Genomic DNA, 19,875 nt, shown 5'->3' with positions numbered 1-19,875 from the left:
CGAGACTTGCGAGCTTGCTCGCTAGTCGCAGCGGGGTGGTGCCGTATGGCACGCGCGACGCTGACGCGCCGCGCCACCACCCCCAGCCCCTCCTCTGAAGAGGAGGGGAGATTAGGATCAACCCACGCCCCTCGCCCGCCACACCGAGATGCGGTTGCGGGTGGTGCGGCCCAGTGGCTCGGGGAGCGAGTGAGAGGGGAAGAACCGCGCCTCCAGTACCTCGCGGCGGTCGGGTCGGGGCTGGCGATCGCAGACGCCTGCGAAGATGTGCGCGGTGTGGGGCGAGCCGGACAGCTCCTCCTCGATCACGCCGACCGGCTCGATCCGCGCCAGTTCCACGCCGAGTTCCTCGCGCACCTCGCGGCGGGCGGCCTCGAGCGGATCCTCGCCCCGGCCGAGCCCGCCGCCCGGCAGGCTCCACACCGCAGGGCCATAGGAATGCTTGAGCAGCAGCACATCGCCCGCAAGATTGGTGACGATCACGCTCACCCCCGCCAGCGGTGTCCTGCGCCAGCGCCGCCAATGGTGCCGCACCCAATTGGCGATCGGCATCAGCGCACGGTGGAGCGGGGCGGGGAGGAGGTTCTGCATCGGCTCAGGCGAAGACCGTGACCGGGATGCCGCGCGCGCGGGCCGCGGCGAGCAGGCGGGCGACGGGAAGGTCATGCTCGCCCCGCGCCGCTGCGTCGAACACCGCGCGCTTGTCCGCAGCGCCGCCGAGGGTGAACAGGATCGCGTCGGTCGCGAGCAGAGCGGGGATAGTCAGCGTGATCCGGTCGAACGGCGCATGGGGCGGCAGGGGATCGGGGGTCAGGCGGCGCACCACCTGCGCGTCGTCCACCTGCGGGTCGGTGTTGGGGAAGAGCGAGGCGATGTGCCCGTCCGGCCCCATGCCGAGCCAGGTCAGCGCGAAATGCGGCGGAGCGGCGTCCTCGGCCAGTGCCACGATCCGCGCGCCGGCGGGAGCGAGCATCTCGCGGATCTTGCCGGTGTTCGAGGCCTCGTGATCCTCGGGCACGATGCGGTCGTCGTTCGGCCACACCTCCCAGTCCGCCCAGTCGATCCCGCCATATTCGATCATCGCGGCGATGATCGGGAAGGGGGTCGAGCCGCCCGGAATGGTGATCGCGCCGCCCCCGCTGGATTGTTCGCTCAGCCGCCCCAGCAGCCAGCCGGCCACCGCCGTGCGGTTCGCGCCTTCGAAGATCGTGATGTCACCCATGCCTGCCCTGATAGCAAAAGGGCCGCCCCCGGCAATGGGGACGGCCCTTTCATGGATAGCTATGCGGGCGGTGCGCTTAGGCGAGCAGCGATCGCAGGAACCACACGCGTTCCTCGGCCATGTCGGTCCAGTCGTCGACGAGGCCGTCGGTGGCATTGTCGCCGGCCTCTTCGGTCAGGTCCTTCATCGCCTTGAGGCGCGCGACCACGGCCTGGTTGTCGGCCATCAGCTCGGCGATCATCTCTTCGGCCGAAAGCGAGGTCTTGTCCTGATCCTTGATCGCGCTCGCCTTTGCCACGCTGCCGACCGAGGTCAGCGTATCGGCATCGAGCTTGCGCACGCGCTCGGCGATCACGTCGATCTGGCCCTGCACCGCGGTCGCCTGCGCATCGAACAGCAAGTGCAGATCGTGGAAGCGCGGGCCTTTGACGTGCCAGTGGAAGTTCTTGGTCTTGATGTAGAGCGCGAAGTGATCGGCGAGGAGGCCGTTGAGCTCCGCGACAAGCGCGGCTTTCGAATTGTCCTTGGTATTGGCCATGTGTGGCTCCTTTGCTGGAGGGGAAGCAGCAGTTACGCCGCCTATATGGTCGTTAAAGCAATGCGCGAACATGGATCAGGTTTCGGCAAAAGCTTGGGGACGGTAATCGCTTCAGGCGATCAGGACGCGGCGAAACGGGCATCCATGCCGATAAAGAGCGCCGCGATGCCGAGGCACAGGGCGAGCGCGAGGCGGATGGCGCGCAGGGGTAGCCGCGCGAGGGCAGCGCTGCCCGCGCCCCAGCCCAGCGACACAGCCGCCGCGCCGCCGAGCGCCCCGCCGAGACCGGCGGTCAGCGGCAGCGCAGCCCACGCCGCGAGCGCGAAGACGGCGAAGCGCGCCCCGTCCCCGATCTGCCTTGCGAGCAGCACGATGCCGAGCGCGGCGAGCGAACGGGTCGGCTCCTTCGCGGGTTTCTGCCGCACCGGCAGCGCCAGCTCGGCTGCGGCGATGGCGAGCGCGAAGGCGACCAGCATCTGCGCGGCCTTGCGGGGGAGCATCGCGGCGAATTCCGCACCGACATAGGCCATGACGCCCGCGCTCACGCAGGCGGAGAGCACCGCCACAGTGAGCAGCTGCATGCTCTGCCCCAGCGTATCGGCCCACTGCGCCACCATCCGCTGGTCACGCCCGCCGCAAGCGAGCGCGAAGACCAGCAGCAGTGCCAGAAGAAAACCGTCCACCTGCCGTGCTTACGCCGCCCAGGGCCCCGAGATCGCCAGCGTCGCCGCCGGGCCATAGGCGTTGACGAACAGCGTACGCCCGTCGGGCGAGAAGCACGCGCCGGCGAGCTCGGTCTGCGCGTGCAGCTTGGCGAGGTTGTAGGCGCGGCCATCGGGGGTGATGCCGCGGATGTGGTTGTCGACAACGTCGGTGTACTGGTCCTCGCACACGATCAGGTGGCCAGAGGGGGCGACGGTGAGGTTGTCGCCGAAGTTGAACTGTTCGGTGCTCTCGCTCTCGAAGAACAGCGTGACCGTATCGGGCTGGCCTGCGCCGCCGATCGTCAGCTTGAGGATCTGGCCGAGCTGCTTCGCCCCGCCGCTAGTGCAGCAGGCAAAGACTTCGGACTGCCCGCGCTTCACGCCCATGTGCAGACCCTCGCCCCGCGCCACCAGCGCCGCCCCCTTGGCGACCGCACGCTGGCGCAGGTCGTCCTTGGGTGCCTCGACCTCGTCGAGATCGACCCAGCTCACGCGGTAGGGCTTGCCCACCGCCATCGCCGGGCTGTTCCAGTTGCGGGTATCGGCGATCCCCTCGACCGCCATCGCCTGCAGACGACCACCCTCGGCGAGCCGGCCGGGGGTCTTGGGGAGGAAGCGGTAGAGCACCCCGTCGTCGCGGTCCTCGGTCAGATAGACGATGCCGGTCGCCGGATCGACGCTCGCGGCCTCGTGGTTGAAGCGGCCCATCGCCTTGAGGGGCACCGGATCGACGAGGCCCTTCGCGGCGGCGGGGACTTCGAAGACCCAGCCGTGGTTCTGCTCGAGCCCATCGCCATAGGGCTGGCCGGGGCCGGTCGGCGCTTCCTCGCAGGTGAGCCAGCTGCCCCACGGCGTCACCCCGCCCGAACAGTTGCGGATCGTGCCGCCAAGGCTGCGGAACTGGCGCTTCACGGCAAGCGTCTTCGCGTCGAGCACGATGGTGGTGGTACCGCCCGGGACGAAGGCGCCCTCGCGCTTGCCATAGCCCTTGGCGATAGGCCCGCCCGCGTCATGCTTGGGCTGCAATTCGTGATTGCGCACCAGCGCGATCTCGGGGTTTCCGTTTTCATCTGGCCCGAGGTCGAAGCACCCCATGCCGTCCGCGCGGTCGGGCACGGTGCCGCCGTCGTCCATCCTGTCACCCAGGCGAGAGATGACGCGGTAAGAGAAACCTTCCGGCAGATCGAGGAAGCCGGCCGGATCTGGCTTGAGCGCGCCGTACCCGGCAAAGCCGCCGGCCGCCGGCCGCGCCGCAGAAGTGGCGGGGGTGCCGGCCGTGCGGCTCATGCACCCGCTCGCGGCGAGGGCAGCAAAGGCGGAGGCGGTGGCGCCGAGGAAGCCGCGGCGGTCGGACGAAGCGATCGGGAGAGTCATGGCAGGGGGTTACTTCCGCTCGCCAAGGGCAGCAAGAACTTCGTCCCAGCGCACGAACTTGAAGTTCTGCGCCTTGGGCGCGTTCTGCCCGTCCTGCGCGATGAACAGCCCGCCTGCGAAGTCCGGCCCGAAATCGCGGTTGTCGAGCTCGATCCCGTCGGTCTCCTCGACGCTGCCGAAAGTGCCCGCCGCGATGCGGAAGCGGCCCACCGGCGTCACCTCGGGCAGGCGGAAGACGGCGTAGGCATTGTCGCCTTGGCTGGAGGCGACGAGATAGCCGCCACTCGTGCCCTCGGGCGCGATGGCGAGACCTTCGACATCGGCGACCAGCATCCTGTTGTCGACAGGCGCGACCATCCGCTTGGCGCCGGTCGCGGTGTCTATCGCCCAGATGCCTGCGTCTTCCTCCCCGATATAGAGCGTACCGGTGCGCGGGTCGGCGATGCAGCCTTCGGTCTGGGTCGGGATCTGCGCGAGGGTGGTGGTGGTGCCCACGAAGGCCCCGTTCGCCCCGGTGATGACGGTCTTGTAGATCGTCCCGCCCTTGGGCGCGCTGAAGGCGACGATGCCGCCCGCCCCCGCAGGCTTGACCATGCAGATGCCGTAGCCCTCGCCCGGGCCGACCACGATCCTACCCGCTGGCTTCAGCGTGCCGCTCGCCGTGTCGAGCAGGGCGAGGAACAACTGCACCTTCGTCAGGTCACTGCGGTCGCTCGCCGCCACCAGCACGCGGCCGTCAGACAGCTCGATCAGGTCGGCATTGTTGAGGCCGGGCGCAGGGATGAAGTGCTTCTGCGCGCCCTTGAGATCATAGACGTAGAGCCCGCCCTTCTTGTCGGTGCCCACCACGAGGCTCGCCGCCGGGTTCGCCGGATTGCGCCAGATCGCCGGATCGTCCGCCGCATCCTCGCGCGCCGTGCCTACGGGCGGGGTCTCGGCCCGCGCTGTGACGGTGACGGCGGGGTCGCCGGTGATGGCGGGAACGGTGGCGCAGGCGGTCAGCATCCCGGCGGCGGCGAGCAGCGTGGCGGCGTGAAATGATCGGATCATGTGGAAGGCCCCTCGGTCAGTCTGGGCCGTCCCGTAAATCGCTTCCATGACAATCAGGCGACCGTGCGATGCTGCAATTGGAGAGCTAGCGCGGGGGCCGCGAAAGGCCTAGCCACAGGCAAAACACACAAGGGAGAGACAGCAGCATGAAACTCGAACCGGGCATGGCCGTGGTCGTCACCGGCGGGGCGAGCGGCCTCGGCAAGGCGAGCGCGCAGGCCTTTGCCGATGCGGGCCTCAAGGTCGCGATCTTCGACATCAACGGCGAGGCGGGCGAGGCCCACGCCAAGGCGATCGGCGGCACCTTCCACCATGTCGACATCATGGATGAGGCCAGCGTCGAGGCAGGCTTTGCCGCCGCCCGCGCCGCCCACGGGCAGGAACGCGTGACGCTCCACTGCGCGATGGCGAGCCGCCGGGGGAAGACCCTCGGGTGGGACAAGGAAAGCGGGGCCTACAAGCGCCTCTCGACCGAGGATTATGCCTTCGGCGCGCAAGGCATTCTCGTCGCCAGCTACCGCATTGCCAGCATCTCGGCGCTGGGCATGGCCAACGCCGATCCGGTGAACGACGACGGCGAGCGCGGGTGCATCATTCTCACCGCCAGCGTCGCGGCGCAGGACGGGCAGATCGGGCAGGTGATCTATGGCAGCTGCAAGGCGGGGGTGAACGGCCTCGTCCTGCCGATGGCGCGCGATCTGATGGACCTCGGCATCCGCGTGAATTCGGTCATGCCGGGCATTTTCGCCACCCCGCTGATGTTGGGGATGAAGGACAGGAACCCGCCGATGTGGGCGCAGCTCAACGCCTCCGTCCCCTTCCCCAAGCGCCTGGGCGAGCCCGAGGAATTCGCTTCGCTGGTGCTCGAGATCGCGCGCAACAGCTACATCAACGGCCACCAGTTCCGGCTCGACGGGGCGATCCGGATGCCGCCGAAGTAGTTCAACCTCTCCCCACGTCGTCTTTGCGAGGAGCCGAAGGCGACGTGGCAATCCATCGATGGACCTTTCCAAGCACGAAGTCGGTAAGGTCCATGGATTGGTTGGCCCATAGGCCAGCTTCGCTGCCGCTCCGCTCGCAATGACGAGGAGAAATTCCAATGGCCACCGCGACCAACGAATACCCCACCAAAGCCTATGGCGCGACCGCGCCAGATAGCGGCGTGGGGCCTATGGCAATCACCCGCCGGGGCCTGCGCCACGACGATGTGCTGATCGAGATCAGCCATTGCGGCATCTGCCATTCCGACCTCCACTCGGCGAGGAACGACTGGGGGTTCACCACCTACCCCATCGTCCCCGGGCACGAGATCGTCGGCACCGTCACCGCCGTCGGCGAAGGCGTGACCCGCCACAAGGTCGGCGACCGGGTGGCGATCGGCTGCATGGTCGATTCCTGCCTCGAATGCGCGCATTGCGAGGCGGACCTCGAACAATACTGCCTCAATGGCGGGAACACCGGCACCTACAACGGCAAGGACCGGCGCGACGGCAGCCTGACCTTCGGCGGCTATTCCGAGCGGATCGTGGCCAGAGAGGAATTCGTTCTCAAGGTGCCCGACAGCCTGCCGATGGCCGAGGCCGCTCCGCTGCTGTGCGCGGGGATCACCACCTACTCCCCCTTGCGCACCTGGAAGGTCGGGCCGGGTAGCAAGGTCGCGGTCGCCGGGCTCGGCGGCCTCGGGCACATGGGAGTGAAGCTCGCCGCTGCAATGGGGGCGGAAGTGACCGTGCTCAGCCGCTCGGAAAGCAAGCGCGCCGATGCCGAGAAGCTGGGTGCCCACGCCTTCCTCAACACCGAGGACAAGGCCGCGATGAAGGCCAAGCGCGGCTATTTCGACATGGTGCTGAACACCATTCCCGTACGCCACGATGTCGTGCCCTATCTCCACCTGCTGCGGATCGACGGGGTGCAGGTGCTGGTCGGGCTGATCGGGCCGATGCCGGAAATCCACACCGGCGTGCTGCTGGGGCGCAAGATCCTCACCGGCAGCGGCATCGGAGGGCTCGCCGAGACGCAGGAAATGCTCGATTTCTGCGCCGAGAAGAACATCCTCCCCGATATCGAGGTGATCCGGATGCAGGACATCGAGACCGCCTATGACCGGATGGAGGCGAGCGACGTGAAATACCGCTTCGTGATCGACATGGAGAGCCTGCGCGAGAGCGCCTAGGCCCGCAGCGGAACGGCGCGCGGCGGGGGTGGATGCTTGACGTATCGACCCCGCCCCGCCCCCGCCTTAGGTATATTCCAAGGTGTGGCACGAAAGCCACGCAACAACCTAATATCAGATACGCCTTTCACATAACCTTTGTGCGCAGGTGCAGCATGGAGGATTATGTCAGCGACGTGACGGGAACCCGAGTCTTTCGGAAAAAAAGTCCTGCACGCCGCGCAGGTGGAACGATCCAAACCTCTTCATGGAGCGTTCCTTATGTCCATTCGTTTCGCATCGGCCGCCTCGGCTGTCGCTCTCGCCGCTTGCTTTGCCACGCCCGCTTTCGCTGGTGAGGCAACCGCCGCCAACGTCGGCCCGGCCGCTGAAACCGAAACCGAAATCACCGTTTCCGAAACCGCCCTCGGCACCCCGGCCATCGCGCCGATCAACCTTGCCGAAGCCACCGGTCAGGAAGAAGACACCCCCGCTATCACCATCTCGGGCTCGGCCGCGATCGTGTCGGACTACCGCTTCCGCGGTGTCTCGCAGTCGGATGAAGGCTTTGCCGTGCAGGGCGGCTTCACCATCGCCCACGAAAGCGGCTTCTATGTCAGCACCTGGGGTTCGAACCTCGCGGGCTGGGGCACCTTCGGCGGCGCCAACATGGAGCTCGACCTGGTCGCCGGCTTCAAGCTGCCGGTCGGCGAAGGCACGCTCGATGCGGGCCTGACCTGGTACATGTACCCGAGCGGCGCAGACAACACCGACTTCGCCGAACTCTACGCCAAGCTTTCGGGCACTGTGGGCCCGATCGGCCTGACCGGCACCGTCGCCTACGCGCCCTCCCAGGAAGCGCTGGGCAACTGGGACCCCGTCGGCCCCACCGTCGATCCGGGCGACAAGGAAGACAACCTCTACCTCGCGGGTGATGCCACCTACGCCATCGACGGCGCGCCGGTGACCCTCAAGGCCCACATCGGCTATTCGGACGGCAACCCCGGCCTCGGCCCCAACGGCACCAGCGTCGCGCCGACCGGGACCTACTGGGACTGGCTGCTCGGCATCGACATCGTGCCGATCTCGGGCCTGACCCTGTCGGCCGCCTATGTCGACACCGACATCTCGGAAGCCGAAGCGGCCACCATCCGTCCGAACTTCGCGACGCTGGCGGGCAACTCGATCTCGGATGCGACCGTGGTGTTCTCGGTCACCGCATCGTTCTGATCCGGCTCTGACGACAAGGAAGGGGCGTCCTGCCAGCGCGGCGGGGCGCCCCTTTCCTTTTGCGCGCCTGCCCGATAGGTTTCCCGTCGCAACCCGAAGCGGGTGACGGGAGAGAGACAATGAAGCGGATGGCGGTTTGGGCGGCGACGGCCGCGGCGCTTGTGGTGGCCCCGGCGAGCGAAGCCCTTGCGGGCAAGCGCTATGCGGCGACTATCACCCGCACCACCTTCGGCATCCCGCATATCGAAGCACGCGACTGGCGCGGCGTCGGCTACGGGGTCGCCTATGCCTATGCCGAGGACAACCTGTGCATGCTGGCCGAGGAGTTCGCCACCGTGGCGGGCGACAGGTCGCGGTTCTGGGGCCCGGACGGCAAGGCCGTGCTCGGCTTCGAGGAGGTCGACAACCTCTCCTCCGACGTGTTCTTCCGCTCGGTGATCGATCTCGACGCCTTGCGCGCAGGCGCCAAAAGCCTGACACCGCGGGTGCAGGACCTGATGGCGGGCTATGTCGCAGGCTACAACCGCTTCCTGCGCGATGCGGGGGCGGACGGCATCCCCGCCGCGTGCCGGGGCAAGGACTGGGTGCGCCCGATCACGACCGACGACATGCTGCGCCTCAACGAGAAGCAGATGCTGCTGGCGAGCTCGCTGAACCTCGCCCCCGCGATCGCCAATGCCGCCCCTCCGGGCACCCCCGCGCCCAAGGTCGCGATCAATATGCCCGATCCCAAGGAGCTCGGCATTGGCAGCAATGGCTGGGCCTTCGGCAGCGATGTCACCGCCAATGGGCGCGGCATGGTGATCGGCAACCCGCACTTCCCGTGGAAGGGCCCGAGCCGCTTCTGGCAGATGCACGTCAAGGGCCCCGATGGCTACGAGGTGATGGGCGTCGGGCTGGCCGGAACGCCCATGCCGACATTGGGCTTCAACAAGGATGTCGCCTGGACCCACACCGTCACCGAGGCGCGGCATTTCACGCTCTACCAGCTGGCGATCGATCCGGCCGATCCCACCCGCTACATGGTCGACGGCAAGAGCGAGGCCATGGCGGCGCAGACCGTCACCGTCCCCATGCCCGGCGGCGCGGCGCCCGTGACCCGCACGCTGTATTCCACCCGCTGGGGCCCGGTCTTCATCGTGCCCGACCGCGGGATCACCTGGAGCAAGCAGACCGCCTTCGCCCTCAAGGACGCCAACCGCGGCAACCAGCGCGGGATCGAGACCTGGCTGCGCATCGGCGAAGCGAAGAACGTCGGCGAGATCAAGGCCGCCGTCAGCGAGACGCTCGGTATCCCCTGGGTCAACACCATCGCCGCCGACCGCTACGGCGACGCGCTCCACGCCGATGTGACCGCGGTCCCCAATGTCTCGGCGGCGAAAGCCAAGACCTGCGCCACGCCCATCGCCGGGCTGTTTGCCGAATTCGCGATCCTGCTCGATGGCAGCAAGGCCGCTTGCGACTGGGACGCCGCCGCCGGCACGCCTGTCCCCGGCCTGATGCCCGCGAGCGATCAGGCGGCGACCGTGGTGAAGAGCTGGCTTACCAATTCGAACGACAGTTACTGGATCAGCAACCCCGCCTTCCCGCACCGCGAATTGTCGCCGATCCTCGGCAAGTATGCGACCGCACGGTCCTTGCGCACCCGTTCCAACTTCACGGAAACCGCGGCGCTGGTGGCAGGCGGCAAGATCGACCACGCCCGGGCCGAGGCGCACGCCTTTGCCAACAAGAGCCTCGCGGCGGAGCTGGTCCTCCCCGAACTGCTCACCCTGTGCGACAAAGCCGAGGGCGCCGCCGCAAGGGGCTGTGCGGTGCTCGCCAAGTGGGACCGCCGCTTCGAAGCCGACAGCCGCGGCGCGCGCCTGTTCCGTGCCTATTGGCAGGCGATCGGCGGGATCAAGGGGCTGTGGGCCGTGCCCTTCGATCCGGCCGATCCGGTGGGCACCCCGCGCGATCTCGGCACGGGGGGCGACAATGCCGCGCAGCTGCTCGCCGCGCTGGAATCGGTGGTCACGACCATGGAACAGCAGGGCATGGCGCTCGATTCGCGCTGGGGCGACGAACAGCTGGTGATGGCGGGCAACGAGGCGATCCCGATCCACGACGGCCCGGGCTGGCTCGGCATCCTCAACATGCAGGAGTCCGACCGCGCCGCGAACGGCAAGCTGATCCCGCGCCACGGGACGAGCTACATCCAGATCGTCGGCTTCGACGAGAAGGGCCCGGTCGCCGACGCGATCCTGAGCTATTCGCAATCGACCGACCCGGCCTCACCCCACGCCTACGACCAGACCCGCGCCTATTCGGCCAAGCAGTGGCACCGCCTGCCCTTCACCGCCAAGGCGATCGCGGCCGAGGCGATCGGCAAGCCCAAGCGGATCGCCGAGTGATGCTGCCCAAGGCGCTCGCCTTCGACGTGTTCGGCACGGTGGTCGACTGGCGCACCAGCATCACCCGCGAATCGGCCTTGTTTCTCAAGGAGATCGGCCTCGGCGAGCGCGATCCCGCCGCCTTCGCCGATGCCTGGCGGGCGCAGTATATCGCGGCGATGATCGGGATGCGGAAATCGGGCCGCGCCTTCGTGCCGCTGGACGTGCTCCACCGCGAGATGCTCGAGACCACCTTGCGCGAATGGGGCGCCGACCCGGCGGGGCTGGACGAGGGCCTGCTTTCCGAGTGGAACCGCGCGTGGCACCGGCTCGATCCCTGGCCCGATACTCTCGCGGGGCTGACCCGCCTCAAGACGCGCTTCCCGATCGTGACCCTGTCCAACGGCAACATCGCGCTGCTGTTGGAAATGGCCCGCCGCGCCGGCCTGCCGTGGGACGCGATCCTCGGCGCCGAGGTCAGCGGAGCCTACAAGCCTGACCGCCGCGCCTATCTCCACACCGCCGAAGTGCTTGGCCTGGCGCCGGAAGAGCTGTGCCTCGTCGCTGCGCATCACGGCGACCTTGCCGGCGCGCGGGCGTGCGGATTGCTGTGCGCCTATGTCGACCGCCCCGACGAATACGGCGGCGCCCCCGCCCCCGATGCGCACCACGAACAGGCTTGGGAATGGTCCGCAACAAGCCTCACCAACCTCGCCGACCAGCTGGGGTGCTGACGCTTAGCCTACTTGCCTGCAATGTCGGAAGTTGGAGCGGGTGGAAGCGCCGCGCGCAGCGCGACGCTGAACGAGCGCAGCGAGGACAACGGAACCGGAAGCCGCGGAATGACCCGTAGGGGAATGGAGCGGGTGAAGGGAATCGAACCCTCGTCGTAAGCTTGGGAAGCTTCTGCTCTACCATTGAGCTACACCCGCGTTCTGCGGTGGGCGGCGCTTGCCATGATTCCGGGCGGGCGGTCAATATCCGATTCCTGCGCCGGTCCTGCCGGGAGTGGTGTTTCACGTGAAACGGCCGTGCGAGTGGCAGGCTGGCAGGGGGCGAGACCGCGCTAGACGGTAGCGAGGCGAGGCTGGAGGGGGTCTGGCGGGGGTCTAGGGGGGGGTCTGCGCGAAGCTGCGTGTCGGGCACCCTGCCGATACCGAGCCTCCCGTGTCGCGTCACGGTCACAATGCTCTGCTATCGGCCAGCCTTGCCCCCTTCCCCGCATCCGCCCCAGCGGCGCGCAGGAGAGCCTCGCCAAGGAGCACAGCCATGCCCGACACCCTCGCCCCCACCGCCACCGAAGCCGCCAATCTCGCCACCGTCACCCGCTTCATCACCGAATTCCTCGGCACCGCCGATCTGGCCGCGGCGGACGCCACCCTCGCGCCCGATGTGCAGGGGATCACCGGCCTCAAGCCCACCGGCCCGATCGACGGGGCGGAGGAGTACAAGGCCACCATCACCGGCTTCGTCGCCGCCTTCCCCGCCGAAAGCCCGGTCGAAATCATCGACCAGTTCGCCGCCGGAGACCGGGTCGTCACCCGCTTCCATTCGCGCCAGCGCCACGCCGGTGCCTATTTCGGGATCGAGCCCACCAATCGCGTCATCCTGTTCGACGAGACCCACGTCGCACGGCTCAGGGATGGGCGCATCGTCGAGAACATCGTCTCGGCCACCAATCTCGAATTCGAGATGCTGATGGCCCCGGTGCTCGCCCCTCTGATCCTGAAGTAACCGGCAGCGCCTACCCGTCGAGCCAGTGCTTCCAGGCGAACCACGCCGAGACGCCCGCGCCGATCAGCACGCAGAAGGCGACCACGCCCCAGAAGGCCCAGGGCTCCTTCGCGCCCGGGATGCCCTCGACATTCATGCCGAGCAGGCCGGTGATGAAGGTCAGCGGCAGGAAGATGAAGGCGACCACCGCGATGGCGAGGCTGCGCTGGTCGATCATCTCGGCGCGCAGGTCGGTCAGCTGTTCGTGGAGCAGCGCGGCGCGCTCGCGCACGGCTTCCAGCTCCTCGGCCATGCGCGCGAAGCGGTCCGCCGCCTCGCGCAGATGCATCCGGTCTTCCTTGCTTATCCAGTCGAATTCGAGCTGCGCCATCTGCCCGAGTGCATCGCGATCGGGCGCGACGAAGCGCCGCAGCACGATCGCCTGCGAGCGGATCCACGCGATCTTGCGGCGCAGTTCGTAGACATTGCCGCCGTCGAGCATCCCCTCGCAATCGTCGAGCTCGTCGCCCAGGTCGGCCACCTGCGGATCGAGCTGCACGGATATGGCCTGCGCCAGCGCCGAGACGAAATCGCCCCCGTCGGTAATGCGGCCCGCTCGCACCGCGTTCTCGACCTTGCCGAGCGCGGCGAGGCGGTGGCGGCTGACGGAGGTGACGCGCTTGCCCTCGACCCACAGGCGGATCGAGACGAGCCCGTCCGAATCCTGCATCGTGTCGAAGGCCGTGCCGCGCAGGTTGATCAGCACCGCGTCATCGACCTCGTCGCAGCGCGGGCGGGTCTCGCTCGCGACAAGAGCATTGGCGGCCATCGGCGGGACGTAATCGGGCACGTCCATGTTCTCGCCGTGGCCGATGCCTTCGCAGTGGAGCCAGACGAAGCCCGGCCCGGCAAAATTCGCGACGTCGCCGGGGCCGATTTCGGACACGGTTCCGCCCTGCACCAGCAACGCCTGCACGGCGATCGGGCGGGTTGTCGCGTCCATCGCCGCCGGTGTTAGCCCTGCCCGCGCGTGTCGGGCAAGGTGGGCTTTTTCAGAAATACTTCTTGCTGGCGATTTCCGCGCCTTCCGCGAGTGCGGCAAGCTTGGCCCAGACGATCTCGGGATCGAGCGCATTGCTGCCCGCGTGGACCGAGAAGCCGCAATCGACCCCTGCCATCACGCGGTCGGCGCCGAGCAGATCGGCATAGCGCCCGATGCGCTGGGCGATGAGTTCGGGGTGCTCGATATAGGGGCTCTGCGGCTCGACCATGCCGGGGCACAGGATCTTGCCTTCGGGCAGCGGGTGCTTTTCGAAGAAGGCGAATTCGTGCGCGTGGCGCGGGTTCGCACCTTCGAGCAGCACGGTCTGAGGCTTGGCGCTCCACACGATGTCGGCGATCTCGTCGAGCGCCACGTCGCAATGGTGCGGCCCGGGATAGTTGCCCCAGCACAGGTGCATGCGCAGCTGTTCGGCGGGGATGTTCTGCACCGCATGGTTCAATGCGGCGATGTTCATGCCGATGCGCTTGCGGAAATCCTCGGTCGAAAGGTCGGTGAACTGCACGTGGCGACTCATGGCGAGATCGGGGCAATCGACTTGCAGGGTGATGCCGGCGGCGGCGATGGTCTCGTATTCGTGGCGCAGGCCTTCGGCGAGGGCGAAGACATATTCCTCGTCACTGGCGTAGTACTGGTTGGGGAAGAACAGCGCGGTCACGCCGGGGCTGGCGGCGGACATGAAGGTGGCGTGGCCGTTCGCGAGGCGCTTGAGGCGCTCGGCGTCGATCCGCGGCGCTTCCATGTCGATCACGGTGATGGGCGCGGTGCAGGCCGGAGCCGAGCGCCGCGCGCGGCCCTTGTTGCCGAACACCTGCGCCTTGGCGCCGGGAAAGGCTTCGAGGTCGGCGAATTCATACTGCCCCGCCTCGCCGCCGAAGCCGGACAGGCGGTGCTTGATATAGGTGGCGTAGGAGGGCTTGGACTGTTCGCCATCATTGACGATGGAGATGCCCGCCTCGATCTGGCGCTTGATGACATAGGCGGTCGCCTTCTCGACCGCGGCGTCGAAGGCCTCTTCCGACACCGCCTCGCCGCCCTCGCGCGCGAAGACGAGATCGAGCAGCGCCTCGGGGCGCGGCAGGCTGCCGACATGGGTGGTGAGGAAGCGGCTCATGCCAGTTCCCCGCGCACGATAGCGGCGCCATCGGCCATCGCCTTCATCTTCCCGAAAGCGACCTCGCGCGGCAGATATTTCAGCCCGCAATCGGGCGCGATCACCAGCCGTTCGGGCGCGATATGCGGCAGCGCGCGGCGAATGCGCGCGGCGACCTCCTCGGGGGTCTCGATATCATGCGTCGACAGGTCGAGCACGCCGAGGATCACCGTCTTGCCGGTCAGGCTTTCGAGCACGCTGCAATCGAGATTGGACTGCGCGGTCTCGATGGAAATCTGCTGCACCGGCGAGCCGGCCAGTTCCGGCAGGAAGTTGTAGCCCTGTGGACGCTCGTGGATCAGCGCGGCGTAGCCGAAGCAGATGTGCAGCGCCGTGCGCCCCTCGACCCCGTCGAACGCGGTCTCGAGCGCGGCGAGGCCGTATTCGCGCGCCTTTTCGGGCCGCGCCTGCATGTAGGGCTCGTCGATCTGGACGATATCGGCCCCGGCGGCGAACAGGTCCTTGATCTCGGCATTGACCGCGACCGCGTAGTCCTGCGCCATTTCGGCTTCGTGCTTGTAGAAATCGTTCTGCGCCTGCTGGGCCATCGTGAACGGGCCGGGCACGGTGATCTTGATCATCCGGTCGGTGTTTGCGCGCAGGAATTCGACGTCGCGGGTCTCCACGGCGTGCTTGCGCCGGATCTTGCCGGTCACGCGCGGGACCGGGTTGGGCTCGCCGCTGCGGTCGAGCGCCACGCCGGGATTGTCGAGATCGACCCCTTCGAGCGCGGTGGCAAAGCGGTTCGAGTAGCTTTCGCGCCGCATCTCGCCATCGGTGATGATGTCTAGCCCGGCGCGTTCCTGATCGCGGATCGCCAGCAGGGTGGCATCGTCGAAGGCTTCTTCGAGCCAGGCCGGATCGACCCGCCACAGCTCGGTCGCGCGCGCGCGCGGGGGGAAGCGGCCCTTGAGCTTTTCCTTGTCGATCAGCCAGTCGGGTTGGGCGTAGGAGCCCACGAGCGAGGTCGGTAGCAGCATGGTTCTCTCTCTTTCGAAACGTTAGCGTGGGCTCGACGCGCAGGCGCGCAGGAAGGAGGCGACAGCCGCGTTGAAGGCGGCCGGGTTGTCGGCATTGGCGAGGTGGCCTGCCTGCGGAATTTCGACGTGGCGCGCGCGCGGCGCGACCGTAGCGAGCGCGCGGGCGCAGGCGCGGCGCCAGGGGGTGTCGTGCGCGCCGGTCATGGCGAGAACCGGCATCGGCAGCATCGCCAGCGCCTCGCGCGGGAGGCCCGGGGCCTCTCCCCCTCCGAGCAGCAGATCGCGCCCGTCATAACGGCCAAGCATTTCGGCGGCGAGCGCGGCGGCATCGGGGTTGTGGGTGCGCATCAGGGGATGGCGCGCCCATTCGCTGCGGAAGCCCGCGATATCGCCGCTCCGCACTTGGCTGCGGTAGCGGTCAAGGTCGAGCACCTCCTCGCGCGGCACCAGCGCCGGGAGCGGCGCGCCCGAGACGACGAGGCCGGTGAGCCGCGAGGCGTGCTTGCGCGCGACATCGAGCGCGACCACCGCCCCGCGCGACAGGCCGAGCAGGGCAAAGCGTTCGAACCCGAGGAAATCGGCAATCGCGATCACGTCCTCCGCCTCGCGCGCCAGATCGGGCGGGGCGCTGGCGCGGCCCTGCCCGCGGCGGTCTGGCATGACGAGGAAGTGGCTCTGGCCCAGCGCCTCGACCTGCGGGCGCCACATGCGGTGATCCAGCGTCCAGCCGTGGAGCAGGATCAGCGGCGGGCCCTCTCCCGACATGGCAATGGGGAGGCGGCCGCCTGCCACGGCCACCTCCCCATGCCACAGGGAGCCCGGATCAGGGGTGCGCGCGGCCAGCATCTCGCCCTCGCACACGCCCCCCGTTCGTCATGCCGCTTCGGCGGCGCGGAACGGGTTGTTGTTGTGGTGATCGCCCGCCAGCCAGCGCTTCAGTTCCGCATGGGCCGAAGCGCGGCGCTCGGCGTCCAGCGGTGCGGCGCGCTCGTCGTCATGGGTGAATTCGAGGATCATCCCGTTGGGATCGGTGACATAGAGCGAGCGGCAATAGCCGTGCTCGAGCACATAGGTCTGCGGCTCGACGATCCCGGCATCGGCGATCCGCTTGGCCAGCGCGGCCTGGCCTTCGGCATCGACGTGGAGCGCGATGTGGATGAAGGGGCTCGAGGGGATGTCGGGGCCGAATTCGGCCTGGTCCTCGGGATCGGCGAACTGGAAGAAGGCGAGCGCGCTGCCATCGGCCAGCTCGAAGAACACGTGGCAATAGGTGCGCTCCTTGCCGAACAGTTCGTCTTTCTCGCAGTAGGTCGCCATCAGCGGGAAGCCGAGCACGTCTTCGTAGAAGGCCCGCGTGGCCTCGAGGTCCTTGGTGACATAGGCGGTGTGGTGCAGGCGGTTGGCCAGAATCTTCGTCATCGTGTGGTTTCCCTCATTCCCCAATAATCAAGCGGCGAGCTTGGCGGCGATCTGCGCCACGTGAGCCCCCTGGAAACGCGCGCCGGCAAGCTCGTTGTCGCTCGGCATGCGGCTGCCATCATTACCAGCGAGCGTCGATGCGCCATAGGGGGTGCCGCCGCTGATCTCGCCCATCTCGGAATTGCCCGCGAAGGTATAGGGCAGGCCGACGATCACCATGCCGTGATGCAGCAGCGTGGTGTGGAACGAGGTGATGGTCGTCTCCTGCCCGCCGTGCTGGCTGGCGGTGGAGACGAACACGCTGCCGACCTTGCCCACCAGCGCCTTCTGGAACCACAGCCCCCCGGTCTGGTCGAGGAAGTTGCGCATCTGGGCGGCCATGTTGCCGAAACGGGTGGGGGTGCCGAAGATGGTAGCGTCATAACCAGCAAGTTCATCCGGGGTCGCAATCGGAGCCTGCTGGTCTGTCTTCATCCCGGCACCCTTGGCGACCTCATCGGACACCAATTCGGGAACGCGCTTCACGGCAACCTCGGTGCCGGGGACGGAGGCCGCCCCCTCGGCGACGGCCGCCGCCATCGCCTCGATATGGCCATAGCTCGAATAGTAGAGCACCAGCACCTTGGTCATCGTTGTGATTCCTTAGAACTTGTAGCCGAATTCGATCCCGTAGCGCCGCGGACGCGCGCGGAACACGAAGCCGCCGGGCGAGAATTCGGCGTTGTAGATCTCGTTGAAGAGGTTGCTGGCGAAGGCCGTGACCGAGACACCGCTATCGAGCGTGATCCCTGCGCGCGCATCGACGATATCGACCGGCTGGCGCACGGTGGTGTTGAACGGCTCCCACCAGGTCTTGCCGGTGCGGCGGTAATCGATCCGCAGCAGGCCATCGACCGTGTCGCTGATCGGCCCGGCATATTGCGCGCCGAGGTTCAGCGTATAGCGCGAGATCTGCGGCGCCTCGTTGCCGATCACGCTCGCATCGGGGAAGGCCTTGATCTCGCTGTCGGTGTAGCCGAGCGCGGCGTTGACATCGAGGTGGGGGACGATCTCCGCGGTCGCTTCCAGTTCAAAGCCGTTGATCCGGGTCTCGGGGATGTTGCCGAGGTTCTGGGTCGAGCTGTCGGCGAGGAAAACGAAGAAATAGCCGTTCTTCGACTTGGTGGTGTAGGCCGCCGCCGCGAGGCGGACCGGGCCGAGATGGGCCTTGGCGCCCACTTCGAAGGTGTCGGCGGTTTCGGCCTGGAAGATGTCGCCCACGCCGACGATCCCGGCGCGCCGCGCCTCGGCACCGACGCCGGTCTGGTTGAAGCCGCCCGAACGGAAGCCGCGCGAATAGCCGCCGTAGATGGTGAGATCGGGGCTCGGCTCGTAGGTCAGCGTGATCTTGGGCTGCCAGTCGTCGAACACGACCTTGCGGACCTCGCCGCTCTGCGCGACCGGCACGCCCGGCACCACCGGCAGGAAGCGCTGCGGGGTGAGCGTGGTCTGCTGGCGGCGGTCACGGTCGTAACGCAGCGAGGCGTCGATGCGCAGCTGGTCGTTGAACTCGTAGCCCGCATTGGCGAACAGCGCCCAGGCGAAGTTCTCCTGCCCGTCGGCCAGGAAGGTCAGCTGCGGGTTGTTGGGGTTGGTCGAGGGGCTGCGGAACACCGGGGTGACGCCGAAGCCGCGGTCGATCAGGTTCCCGGTCGAGATGTAGCGGGTGGTGTCGATCAGATAGCCGCCGACCATCCAGTTGAACTTGCGGTCATCGTCGGGCGAGGCCAGCCGGACTTCCTGGCTGAAGGCCTTCACGTTCAGATACTGGCTCTGGTTGATGTCGAAGCCGAAGAACTGGAACAGCAGCGATTCCGGGATCGGCAGGAAGTTGAACGCATCGCCGGTAACGATTTCGCTCAGCGTGTCGTAGGACGAGACCGAGGTGAGGACTGCATTGTCGCCCTTGTATTCGACCTTGAGCGCGATGTTGTAGATGTCGCGGTCGTCCTGCCCGGCGTTGTTCACCCGCACCGGGGCGACCGTGTTCACGTCGTTGACGATGTTGTAGTAGAAGCCCTGCGTGCGCAGCTGGTTGACGCTGCCGCGCAGGTCGAAGGTCAGGCGGTCGCTGGCATCGACCAGCAGGTTCGCGCGCAGCGAGAAATCCTGCACCGGATCGGCATCCTCGCCGAGGAAGGTGTTGGGGATGAAACCGTCGGTGTCATACCACGAACCGGCCACGCGCAGCTTGACGCCGTCGGCCAGCGGGCCGCTGATGCCGCCGCGCACGAAATAGCCGAAGCCGTTGTCGATCCCGGCGGTGATGTTGCCCGAAACTTCGTCGGTCGGCTTCTTGGTGGTGATGATGATCGCGCCGCCGATGGCGTTGCGGCCGTAGAGACCGCCCTGCGGGCCCTTGAGCACTTCGATCTGCTCGATGTCGAACAGGTCCTGGTTGAACTGTGCCGGGTTCACCTGCTGCACGCCGTCGACGATCACCGCGACTGAAGGCTCAGAGTTGCGGTTCTGGGTGATGCCGCGGATGATGACGAAGGCGTTGCCCGCGTTCTGGGTCTCGACGATGTTGACGTTGGGGGTCAGCGCGATGAAGTCGGCCGGACGCTCGATCCCGGCATTGCTGATCGCCTGCGAATCGAAGGCGGTGACCGCGGCGGGGGTGTCCTGCAGCACGGTGGTGCGACGCAGCGAGGTGACGACGATTTCCTCGCTCGTCTCGGCGGCGGGTTCGGCGGCGGTATCCTGCGCGGCAAGCGGCGCGGCGGCGAGCGCGGCGACAGCGATGGCGGTGGTGCTCGCGAGCGCGCTACCCGCGCGGTTCAGGCCCGAAAACTTCATACGTCTCTCCCCTGTGCGCGCGATTACGCGCCGCTTTTATGGCGACCCCTCCCTGACTGGTTGGTTATGG

General features: G+C 67.5%; 19 protein-coding genes and 1 tRNA gene. 6 read left to right on the top strand and 14 right to left on the bottom strand.

The features are described 5' to 3' along the window. Positions 1-117 precede the first annotated feature (117 nt). The 6 genes from BZF57_RS00280 to BZF57_RS00255 all read right to left on the bottom strand — a co-directional run bounded on the left by BZF57_RS00280 (position 118) and on the right by BZF57_RS00255 (position 4,888). The gene (locus BZF57_RS00280; RefSeq protein WP_086733423.1) at positions 118-591 is read right to left on the bottom strand and encodes an NUDIX hydrolase; all 474 of its coding nucleotides are present in this window, start codon (positions 589-591) and stop codon (positions 118-120) included. 4 nt (positions 592-595) lie between these two features. Continuing rightward, complete coding sequence (locus BZF57_RS00275; protein WP_086733421.1) at positions 596-1,222, bottom strand: 6-phosphogluconolactonase; 627 nt, start codon at positions 1,220-1,222, stop codon at positions 596-598. Between the two features lie 76 nt (positions 1,223-1,298). Then, the gene (locus BZF57_RS00270; RefSeq protein ID WP_086733419.1) at positions 1,299-1,760 is read right to left on the bottom strand and encodes a Dps family protein; all 462 of its coding nucleotides are present in this window, start codon (positions 1,758-1,760) and stop codon (positions 1,299-1,301) included. Between the two features lie 119 nt (positions 1,761-1,879). After that, positions 1,880-2,443: a hypothetical protein gene (locus BZF57_RS00265; RefSeq protein WP_086733417.1), complete on the bottom strand. Its 564-nt coding sequence runs from the start codon at positions 2,441-2,443 to the stop codon at positions 1,880-1,882. A gap of 9 nt (positions 2,444-2,452) precedes the next feature. Beyond that, on the bottom strand, positions 2,453-3,838 hold the full coding sequence (locus BZF57_RS00260) for an alkaline phosphatase PhoX (protein ID WP_086733415.1): 1,386 nt from the start codon (positions 3,836-3,838) through the stop codon (positions 2,453-2,455). Positions 3,839-3,847: 9 nt separating this feature from the next. Next, positions 3,848-4,888: a phytase gene (locus BZF57_RS00255; protein WP_086733414.1), complete on the bottom strand. Its 1,041-nt coding sequence runs from the start codon at positions 4,886-4,888 to the stop codon at positions 3,848-3,850. A 146-nt stretch (positions 4,889-5,034) separates the two neighbouring features. Here BZF57_RS00255 and BZF57_RS00250 point away from each other — a divergent pair, with 146 nt between their 5' ends. From BZF57_RS00250 to BZF57_RS00230, 5 genes are all read left to right on the top strand, one after another. After that, entirely contained in the window at positions 5,035-5,829 is a 795-nt protein-coding gene (locus BZF57_RS00250) for an SDR family oxidoreductase (RefSeq protein ID WP_086733413.1), read from the top strand. Positions 5,830-5,987: 158 nt separating this feature from the next. Further along, the gene (locus BZF57_RS00245) at positions 5,988-7,061 is read left to right on the top strand and encodes an NAD(P)-dependent alcohol dehydrogenase (RefSeq protein ID WP_086733411.1); all 1,074 of its coding nucleotides are present in this window, start codon (positions 5,988-5,990) and stop codon (positions 7,059-7,061) included. Positions 7,062-7,322: 261 nt separating this feature from the next. Next, positions 7,323-8,270, top strand: coding sequence for a TorF family putative porin (locus BZF57_RS00240; protein WP_086733409.1), 948 nt, complete (start codon positions 7,323-7,325; stop codon positions 8,268-8,270). Positions 8,271-8,389: 119 nt separating this feature from the next. After that, positions 8,390-10,663: a penicillin acylase family protein gene (locus tag BZF57_RS00235; protein WP_086733407.1), complete on the top strand. Its 2,274-nt coding sequence runs from the start codon at positions 8,390-8,392 to the stop codon at positions 10,661-10,663. Further along, entirely contained in the window at positions 10,663-11,376 is a 714-nt protein-coding gene (locus BZF57_RS00230; RefSeq protein WP_086733404.1) for a haloacid dehalogenase type II, read from the top strand. The genes BZF57_RS00235 and BZF57_RS00230 overlap by 1 nt, the downstream gene beginning before the upstream one ends. A 124-nt stretch (positions 11,377-11,500) precedes the next feature. Here the strand turns inward: BZF57_RS00230 and BZF57_RS00225 are convergent. Continuing rightward, positions 11,501-11,574 (bottom strand) — tRNA-Gly (locus BZF57_RS00225). Between the two features lie 337 nt (positions 11,575-11,911). Here BZF57_RS00225 and BZF57_RS00220 point away from each other — a divergent pair. Further along, positions 11,912-12,376: an ester cyclase gene (locus BZF57_RS00220; RefSeq protein WP_086733402.1), complete on the top strand. Its 465-nt coding sequence runs from the start codon at positions 11,912-11,914 to the stop codon at positions 12,374-12,376. A gap of 10 nt (positions 12,377-12,386) precedes the next feature. On the opposite strand, the gene BZF57_RS00215 is transcribed toward BZF57_RS00220, so the two are convergent. The 7 genes from BZF57_RS00215 to BZF57_RS00185 all read right to left on the bottom strand — a co-directional run bounded on the left by BZF57_RS00215 (position 12,387) and on the right by BZF57_RS00185 (position 19,805). Then, positions 12,387-13,358 (bottom strand): zinc transporter ZntB, encoded by a 972-nt coding sequence (locus tag BZF57_RS00215; protein ID WP_086733400.1) that lies wholly within the window; start codon positions 13,356-13,358, stop codon positions 12,387-12,389. Positions 13,359-13,407: 49 nt separating this feature from the next. Next, positions 13,408-14,529: a cobalamin-independent methionine synthase II family protein gene (locus tag BZF57_RS00210; RefSeq protein ID WP_086733398.1), complete on the bottom strand. Its 1,122-nt coding sequence runs from the start codon at positions 14,527-14,529 to the stop codon at positions 13,408-13,410. Continuing rightward, positions 14,526-15,548 carry a 5-methyltetrahydropteroyltriglutamate--homocysteine methyltransferase gene (locus BZF57_RS00205; protein ID WP_086733396.1) on the bottom strand — a complete coding sequence of 341 codons (1,023 nt, stop codon included), beginning with the start codon at positions 15,546-15,548 and terminating at the stop codon, positions 14,526-14,528. Before BZF57_RS00205 ends, BZF57_RS00210 begins: the two co-directional genes overlap by 4 nt. Before the next feature lie 21 nt (positions 15,549-15,569). Beyond that, positions 15,570-16,340, bottom strand: a complete 771-nt coding sequence (locus BZF57_RS00200) for an alpha/beta fold hydrolase (protein ID WP_162290925.1) — start codon at positions 16,338-16,340, stop codon at positions 15,570-15,572. A gap of 81 nt (positions 16,341-16,421) precedes the next feature. Then, the gene (locus BZF57_RS00195; RefSeq protein WP_086733392.1) at positions 16,422-16,967 is read right to left on the bottom strand and encodes a VOC family protein; all 546 of its coding nucleotides are present in this window, start codon (positions 16,965-16,967) and stop codon (positions 16,422-16,424) included. 27 nt (positions 16,968-16,994) lie between these two features. After that, a complete protein-coding gene (wrbA, locus tag BZF57_RS00190; RefSeq protein ID WP_086733390.1) occupies positions 16,995-17,597 on the bottom strand; it encodes an NAD(P)H:quinone oxidoreductase in 603 nt (200 codons plus the stop codon). Positions 17,598-17,609: 12 nt separating this feature from the next. After that, positions 17,610-19,805 carry a TonB-dependent receptor gene (locus tag BZF57_RS00185; RefSeq protein WP_086733388.1) on the bottom strand — a complete coding sequence of 732 codons (2,196 nt, stop codon included), beginning with the start codon at positions 19,803-19,805 and terminating at the stop codon, positions 17,610-17,612. Between the last annotated feature and the right edge of the window lie 70 nt (positions 19,806-19,875).

Origin of the sequence: Erythrobacter colymbi, from assembly GCF_002155685.1 — a bacterium.
Classification (GTDB): domain Bacteria; phylum Pseudomonadota; class Alphaproteobacteria; order Sphingomonadales; family Sphingomonadaceae; genus Erythrobacter; species Erythrobacter colymbi.
This window is presented reverse-complemented; position numbering and strand designations above follow the sequence as displayed.

Excerpts from the sequence above, each read along its gene's own strand:
- BZF57_RS00220 (WP_086733402.1), top strand. The coding sequence starts at position 11,912 with ATGCCCGACACCCTCGCCCCCACCGCCACCGAAGCCGCCAATCTCGCC.
- BZF57_RS00240 (WP_086733409.1), top strand. The coding sequence starts at position 7,323 with ATGTCCATTCGTTTCGCATCGGCCGCCTCGGCTGTCGCTCTCGCCGCT.
- BZF57_RS00195 (WP_086733392.1), bottom strand. The coding sequence starts at position 16,967 with ATGACGAAGATTCTGGCCAACCGCCTGCACCACACCGCCTATGTCACC.
- BZF57_RS00185 (WP_086733388.1), bottom strand. The coding sequence starts at position 19,805 with ATGAAGTTTTCGGGCCTGAACCGCGCGGGTAGCGCGCTCGCGAGCACC.
- BZF57_RS00255 (WP_086733414.1), bottom strand. The coding sequence starts at position 4,888 with ATGATCCGATCATTTCACGCCGCCACGCTGCTCGCCGCCGCCGGGATG.
- BZF57_RS00210 (WP_086733398.1), bottom strand. The coding sequence starts at position 14,529 with ATGAGCCGCTTCCTCACCACCCATGTCGGCAGCCTGCCGCGCCCCGAG.
- BZF57_RS00205 (WP_086733396.1), bottom strand. The coding sequence starts at position 15,548 with ATGCTGCTACCGACCTCGCTCGTGGGCTCCTACGCCCAACCCGACTGG.
- BZF57_RS00280 (WP_086733423.1), bottom strand. The coding sequence starts at position 591 with ATGCAGAACCTCCTCCCCGCCCCGCTCCACCGTGCGCTGATGCCGATC.
- BZF57_RS00230 (WP_086733404.1), top strand. The coding sequence starts at position 10,663 with ATGCTGCCCAAGGCGCTCGCCTTCGACGTGTTCGGCACGGTGGTCGAC.
- BZF57_RS00215 (WP_086733400.1), bottom strand. The coding sequence starts at position 13,358 with ATGGACGCGACAACCCGCCCGATCGCCGTGCAGGCGTTGCTGGTGCAG.
- BZF57_RS00245 (WP_086733411.1), top strand. The coding sequence starts at position 5,988 with ATGGCCACCGCGACCAACGAATACCCCACCAAAGCCTATGGCGCGACC.
- BZF57_RS00270 (WP_086733419.1), bottom strand. The coding sequence starts at position 1,760 with ATGGCCAATACCAAGGACAATTCGAAAGCCGCGCTTGTCGCGGAGCTC.
- wrbA (WP_086733390.1), bottom strand. The coding sequence starts at position 17,597 with ATGACCAAGGTGCTGGTGCTCTACTATTCGAGCTATGGCCATATCGAG.
- BZF57_RS00250 (WP_086733413.1), top strand. The coding sequence starts at position 5,035 with ATGAAACTCGAACCGGGCATGGCCGTGGTCGTCACCGGCGGGGCGAGC.
- BZF57_RS00275 (WP_086733421.1), bottom strand. The coding sequence starts at position 1,222 with ATGGGTGACATCACGATCTTCGAAGGCGCGAACCGCACGGCGGTGGCC.
- BZF57_RS00235 (WP_086733407.1), top strand. The coding sequence starts at position 8,390 with ATGAAGCGGATGGCGGTTTGGGCGGCGACGGCCGCGGCGCTTGTGGTG.
- BZF57_RS00260 (WP_086733415.1), bottom strand. The coding sequence starts at position 3,838 with ATGACTCTCCCGATCGCTTCGTCCGACCGCCGCGGCTTCCTCGGCGCC.